The organism is Micrococcus sp. PSi08 (assembly GCF_054960655.1).
Genome location: NZ_JBHNYP010000066.1, coordinates 1 through 492, shown reverse-complemented (window position 1 = coordinate 492; position 492 = coordinate 1). Strand labels below are relative to the sequence as shown.

General features: G+C 65.9%; 1 protein-coding gene. It reads left to right on the top strand.

Annotated features, from left to right (window positions below; translation table 11 throughout):
• On the top strand, positions 1-492 hold a 492-nt coding region (locus ACFI33_RS11790; protein ID WP_462624055.1), incomplete at both ends, for an N-6 DNA methylase.

Here is a 492-nt window from a genome sequence, read left to right as displayed (position 1 = left end):
CCTAGGCAGTGGTCGTTCGGATGTCTACCTGCACCTGTACGAGCACTTCCTGAGCAGCTACGACCCTGCGCTGAAGCAGGCTTCGGGTTCCTACTACACCCCCGTCGAGCTCGTGGACGCCATGGTGGGTTGGGCAGACGAGGCCGTCCGGGAGCACCTGGGCCGTCCGCGCGGTCTGCGGGACAGCGCGACGTCTGTCATCGATCCCGCTATGGGAACCGGGACCTACCCTCTGTCGGTGTTGCGGCGCGTTGGGGCCGATGCGGCAACGGAGTACGGGACAGCGGCAGCAGGAGAGGCTGTCGCTTCCATGGTGGGCCGCCTCTACGGCATCGAGCTGCAGTCCGGGCCTTTCTCGGTGGCTGAACTGCGTATCTCCCAGGCCGTGAAGGAGGCTGGGGCCCAGGTTCCTGCGAACGGTCTGCGCTTGTTCGTAGCCGACACCCTGGAGGACTCAGCCGCCACAGCAGCCGATGAGGGTCTGTCCTGGAA